The organism is Trichodesmium erythraeum IMS101 (assembly GCF_000014265.1).
GTDB classification, from domain to species: domain Bacteria; phylum Cyanobacteriota; class Cyanobacteriia; order Cyanobacteriales; family Microcoleaceae; genus Trichodesmium; species Trichodesmium erythraeum.
This window is the reverse complement of record NC_008312.1, coordinates 4,591,177-4,597,500: the sequence shown is the minus strand read 5'-3', so window position 1 is coordinate 4,597,500 and position 6,324 is coordinate 4,591,177. Positions and strand designations below refer to the sequence as shown.

5 protein-coding genes and 1 pseudogene are annotated in these 6,324 nt (G+C 32.6%); all 6 read left to right on the top strand.

The features are described from left to right. Positions 1-528: 528 nt before the first annotated feature. The 6 genes and pseudogenes from era to TERY_RS28065 all read left to right on the top strand — a co-directional run bounded on the left by era (position 529) and on the right by TERY_RS28065 (position 6,131). On the top strand, positions 529-1,461 hold the full coding sequence (era, locus tag TERY_RS14195) for a GTPase Era (protein ID WP_011612476.1): 933 nt from the start codon (positions 529-531) through the stop codon (positions 1,459-1,461). Between the two features lie 544 nt (positions 1,462-2,005). Further along, a pseudogene (locus TERY_RS14190) lies at positions 2,006-2,134 on the top strand (IS630 transposase-related protein); the annotation flags it as partial. Positions 2,135-2,537: 403 nt separating this feature from the next. Next, complete coding sequence (locus TERY_RS14185; RefSeq protein ID WP_011612474.1) at positions 2,538-3,605, top strand: ABC transporter permease subunit; 1,068 nt, start codon at positions 2,538-2,540, stop codon at positions 3,603-3,605. A gap of 282 nt (positions 3,606-3,887) precedes the next feature. Continuing rightward, entirely contained in the window at positions 3,888-4,802 is a 915-nt protein-coding gene (locus TERY_RS14180; protein WP_011612473.1) for a methyltransferase domain-containing protein, read from the top strand. 256 nt (positions 4,803-5,058) lie between these two features. Further along, the gene (locus tag TERY_RS14175) at positions 5,059-5,514 is read left to right on the top strand and encodes a helix-turn-helix domain-containing protein (RefSeq protein ID WP_011612472.1); all 456 of its coding nucleotides are present in this window, start codon (positions 5,059-5,061) and stop codon (positions 5,512-5,514) included. Positions 5,515-5,570: 56 nt separating this feature from the next. Continuing rightward, positions 5,571-6,131: an IS630 family transposase gene (locus TERY_RS28065; RefSeq protein ID WP_155994658.1), complete on the top strand. Its 561-nt coding sequence runs from the start codon at positions 5,571-5,573 to the stop codon at positions 6,129-6,131. Positions 6,132-6,324: the final 193 nt, after the last annotated feature.

Sequence of the window (6,324 nt, the reverse complement as noted above, 5' to 3'; positions counted from 1 at the left end):
CTTTGTCATAGATTAATTTGGTTAATGTAAGAAGTAGAGCTGATATCTTACTTTCAGAACCCATTTGGGATTTATTTTTAAATATCGGGAGGTGGAAAGATGGTGAATATGGGAATATTTCTATACCTTTTTTTCCCTATTCTATTTCTCGATCTCCTGAGTTATTACTCCTGACTCCTATTCTAAAAAAACCGTACCATATGCCAATATTCTAGATGGTTTCTATAGACGAGTCACTTCAAACTCAGAGAATAATATAATAGTAGTTATCTAACAAATGAGATACAGTATTTTGATTTTTTTTATTCCCTGTTTCCTACAAGATAAAACTTGTGTACCTCATATATTTAAGTTGAGAAATGCTATGTGATAGTTTCTTCATATTTTGATAATATTATTATTACAATCAGAAAAATGTATAGTATCTATCAGTAGACGCTGTTGCTTTCTTAGACTCCTGTTTTTCCTATCAAGAATTTTGACTTTATCAGCTATTATCTAGGAAACAAAAGTTAAAAAAATCTCAAAATGGAATTGTCCACGAATATAACTATTCCCGTAGCACCTGCGGGGTATAAATCAGGGTTTGTTGGCATAATAGGACGACCCAATGTTGGAAAATCTACTTTGATGAATCAACTAGTGGGGCAAAAAGTTGCTATTACCTCCCCAGTTGCTCAAACTACTCGTAATCGTCTGCGTGGTATTTTGACTACACAAGCAGCTCAGATAATTTTTGTTGATACCCCAGGTATTCATAAGCCTCAGCACCAACTAGGAAAAGTATTAGTTCAAAATGCTAAAGTAGCAATTCAATCTGTAGATTTAGTTTTGCTGATAGTAGATGGATCAGTAATAGCAGGTGGAGGCGATCGCTATATTATAAATTTACTGGATAAAATCCAAACTCCTGTAATTTTAGGTATGAATAAATTAGACCTACAACCTCAAGATGCTTGGAAAATAGAAGCTAGTTATTATCAATTAATCCATCCTCACCCCTGGCAAATAATCAAATTTTCTGCTGTCACAGGAGAAGGAGTAGAAATACTACAAGATTTATTGATTGAACAGATGGAAACTGGACCTTATTATTATCCTCCTGATTTAGTAACAGACCAAGCAGAACGCTTTATTATGGGGGAGCTGATCCGGGAGCAAATTTTATTGTTGACTCGTGAGGAAGTACCCCACTCAGTAGCGATTGCTATTGACAGAGTAGATGAAGAACCAACTATTACTCGTATTCTTGCCACTATTAATGTGGAACGTTCATCTCAAAAAGGAATTCTAATTGGTAAGGGTGGGAATATGTTAAAAGCTATTGGTAGTGCGGCACGTCAACAAATTCAAAAGTTAATTGCAGGTAAGGTGTATTTGGAGCTATTTGTAAGAGTACAGTCTAAATGGCGACAGTCTCGAATTCAGTTAGCTGAGTTAGGATATCAGGTTGAAGAATGAAAAAAACTTTATTAGATTTTAATAGAGCAGGACTGACACAAAGACACTATATATCGCTTATGATAATTCAGATGATATTTACGCTTTGCTTTATGCGCGCCCGGGAATATTCTGTCGCTATCTGCCATCGCTTAACTATTTTTATTCAAAAAAACTTCAGTTATTTAAGTTACAATTTGCTTTATTTTAATTGAAGGATATTTCAATTCTCAGACTAGACCCAACCGATAATAATTCCTGGCTGTTCTTGATAAATACTTTTTCCTATTTTTACACAAAATCTTTTTCATGAGTTCCAAGTGATGATTGATTTCGGTTATAGCTAAGGACTATCTCATAAATTCAATTATACCCGAAATGATTCATTTCTGCTACTTATGCTGTAATTTTACCTCTGCTTAATAACCAGATAACTTGGTAGTAGGTGGGAGCGATCTCGGAAATTGCTTGACGATATTACATTTCTAGTGTCTAGTTGCAACAGTTATATTAATCGAAGTAAAGATTAGGAGATAATGCTCGAAAGATAAAAATCAAAAAGATTATGCCTGCTCATGATAGTTACGATTTAAGACAAAAAGTTATTAATGCCATTGATAATGGGATTAGTAAGACCCAAGCAAGTGCTATATTTAAGATTAGTCGTAATACGATCAATATTTGGCTATATAGAAATTGAATATTTATTACTATATTCTCCTGAATTAAATGAAATAGAACATTATTAATTTGCAATTAAAAACCTCCTCAGAAAGTCAAAAGGAACAATAGAAGATTAATAAGATAGAGTTGATTATGCTGTTAAGTTGACCTCCTAAGCTTTGCTTCATTTGCTATAATATATTTATTATGCCAGGCCAATTAAGGTTATATTTTCCTTGTGAATAATGAGGATAAAAAAATGCCCTGTTTAGCAAAGATTATGAATTTTTACCAACGACTAGTAAAATAATGATTTTTGCTGCTATGGTACATCTGATGGTTTGACGATTAAAACCTAAATACAATTATGGATAGTTGTTTTTTTACTTTTCAAACAGGTTCTAACTATTCTTATTCTCTATTAGATAAAATCAATGAAATGGTGGAAAAATCTTAAAAAAAATCCTTTAGCAAAATTTGGTGGATTATTGCTATTAATTTTCTATTTGGTAGTAATTGCTGCTGACTTTATTGCTCCCTATGACGCCTATACATCTCAACCCAACGGTTCCCTATTACCTCCTACTCAAATTTACTGGCAAAACCAAGCAGGTGAGTTTATTGGACCTCATGTTTACCCCACGACTCAAGGACCGGTAGATTTAGAAACTGGACTCCGGGAGTTAAAGGTAGATTTGAGTAAACCATCCCCTCTAGGTTTATTTGTCCAAGGACCATCCTATAAACTCTTGGGGATTTTGCCCTGGAATCGACATTTGTTTGGAACGATAGGTCAAGCAAAATTTAATTTATTAGGTACTGACGAACAAGCAAGAGACCAATTTAGTCGTTTAATTTTTGGTGGTAGGATTAGTTTATTTATTGGTTTAGTAGGAATTACAATCTATTTTCCTTTGGGAATGATTATTGGTGGAATTTCTGGTTACTTTGGTGGTTGGATAGATAGTATTTTAATGCGTTTTGCTGAAGTATTAATGACTATTCCGGGTATTTATTTATTAGTGGCACTCGCTGCTATATTACCTCCTGGTTTAACTAGTGCCCAAAGATTTCTCTTAATTGTGGTGATTACTTCATTTATTAGTTGGGCAGGGTTAGCTAGAGTTATTCGTGGAGAAGTCTTATCTATCAAAGAACGAGAATTTGTTCAAGCAGTTAGGGCGATGGGGGCAGGTTCTTTTTATATCATTGTTCGCCATGTATTACCCCAAACAGCAACTTATGTGATTATTTCAGCAACTTTAGCTATTCCTAGCTTTATTATCTCAGAATCAGTTTTGAGTTTGATTGGTTTAGGTATTCAACAGCCAGACCCTTCTTGGGGGAATATGTTATCTTTGGCTACAAACGCTTCTATCTTAGTATTACAACCTTGGTTAGTATGGCCTCCAGCACTATTGATTATTCTGACGGTATTAGCATTTAATTTATTAGGAGATGGGTTGCGAGATGCTTTAGATCCCAGAAATTTACAACAATAATAAATATTAGTTAATAGTTTAAACGGAGAAATAATTATCTTAGTATTATTAATAACTCAATAGGGTTAATTATATTTATCAGTTATTTTTACATAACAAATAAAAAAATGTTTAATTAATTATGTTTACTTTATTTTTACCTCTTGATCATTAATAATTATATAAAAATTTCAAATATTCTAAATCTAGATAGTAGAATAAATCTATTAATCAATCAATTTAATTTTTCGATTCACAGCAGAAATATAACTAATTTTTAACACATTTTTTGTAGGATAAAAAATGACTACTACTCTCAAATATCAACAAAATTTAGCGACAAAGTTAGTCAATGGAATTCTCTCAATTAAGCCACTTGCTAATTTTGCGAAAACTCAAGCAAGAAAAATGATTATTAAACGTGCAGAAAAAATTGGTATCCCTTGGCGTCAACAAGTAAAAGAACTTTCAAAACATAATTGGGATAGAGAATGGAAGGTAGTAAATAACCCTAATTTAGGATATCCCAAATATTATCTTACTTCATTTCATGCTTATGAAAAAGGTAATATGAGTTGGCAAGCAGCTACGGAGGTAGAAGTCGCATCATTGGCAGTTCATGCAGGTATTTGGCCGGAAGAAGGTATTGGTGGAGATGCTAGACTTCGTCAAAGTTTTCTTGATATTTTAAAAGCGGAAATTTCTACGCCAAAAGATGTTTTAGATTTAGGATGTAGCGTGGGCTTAAATACTTTTCCTCTGCAAAAACTTTTTCCTGAAGCTCAATTTACAGGAGTAGATTTATCACCTTATTTTTTGGCAGTTGCTTTGTATCGTTCTCAACAACAAAATTTGGATATTAATTGGGTTCATGCTGCAGCTGAAGCAACTGGTTTACCTGATGATTCTTTTGATTTGATTTCTATCTTTTTGGTGTGCCATGAATTACCACAATTTGCTACTAGAAAAATATTTCGGGAGGCAAGGCGATTATTACGCTCAAATGGTACTATTGCTATTATGGATATGAATCCTAAGTCGGAAGTTTATACTACCATGGATCCTCATATTTTTACTTTGTTGAAGAGTACTGAACCTTATTTGGATGAATATTTTACTTTGGATATTGAAAGGGAATTAGTTGATGCTGGTTTTGAACCTCCAAAAATAATCTGTAATACTCACCGTCACCGCACTATTATTGCCATAGTTGTTTGATTATTAAGGTTGTAATTTTTATTGTTAATTTTGAAAAATAAAAATTAGATCAAGTTGGGTGAAGTTTTATATCGTTCTATTCTTAATGACTAGGGTTTTTTTTGATGACATGCTAGTCCGTTTTTTTGTTTATTGATAAAATTTTATATTGAATCAAAAATCAGATTTAAAAGCAAGCAACCTAAAATTTATATTATACTAATTTCATAAACTTAAGCTACACTTTTAGAAGTAACCTATTATAGAAAATGTCCCCATGTCAGGAGTAGTAAAAATTGAGATAAATGAATCGGTAGAAACTCTCAAAAAACTTTTAAAAAGTGCGAGTACAGCTCAAGAAAAGGAAAGACTTCAAACTATTTACTGGTTGAAAACTCAAACAGTAGAAACAGTAAAAGAAATTGCGATAATGTTAGGACGCAATCGAGTCACAGTACAAAAATGGTTAGGGAAATATCGTACAGGTGGACTGAATCTTTTACTAGAACCAAAGAAAAATCTAGGAGGGAGGCCAAGTTCAATTCCACCAAATGTAATCGAGAAATTAGAAGCAGAATTGCAAAACCCGGAAGGTTTCCAAAGCTATGGTGAAATTCAACAGTGGTTAACGACTTGTTTTGACATCGAGCTGTCTTATCGAACAGTTCATCAATTAGTCAGATATAAATTAAAAAGTAAATTAAAAGTTCCACGTCCAAATCACATAAAATAAAATAAAGAAGCTCAAGAAAACTTTAAAAAAAACTCTCATCTCAACTAGAAGAGAAAATTAAGTTAATTAATAAATATTCGGAAAATCAACTGCCAATTCGCTATTGGTGTCAAGACGAGACTAGAATTGGATTAAAAACTATAACAGGTAAAGTCATTACTGCTTGCGGTGTTAAGCCCATTGGTTTATATCAATGGCTATTTAAATATCTATGGCTTTATGGTTTAGTAGAACCAAAAACAGGAGATTCCTTTTTTTATGAATTTAGTCATCTAGATACTCCTTGCTTTGAAAGATTTTTAGAGCTTTTTTCTCAAACATATCCTGAAGAGATTCATATTATTCAACTAGATAACGGGCGAGGGCATCTAGGGAATGATTTATCTATCCCTGATCACATCATTTTATTATTTCAACCTCCTTATTGTCCCGAAGTTAATCCCATTGAAAGACTGTGGAAAGAGGTGAAAAAATTCTTGAAAAATCGAGTTTTCGATTCCTTAGATTTCTTACGCAGAATCCTGAGAAATATATTAACTGGATTTAGTCAAAAAGATATTGCTTCTTGTACAGGATATGATTTTATTCTTGAAGCATTATGTGTAGTCGGACTTTAGGAAATTGGTATTACTATATCATAACTTGATGGAAATTACAATCCTTTTTTCCCCTAGTATTAGGTATTTTTTGAGTCATTTTTAGGGTTAGGAACATAAATTAAATCAGACGATAAAGTTGTAGTTTGTATCTGGAAAACCTATTGAACAGAATTAATTTTTTCCAGTTTTATTTAGTTTTTATTCCTTAATT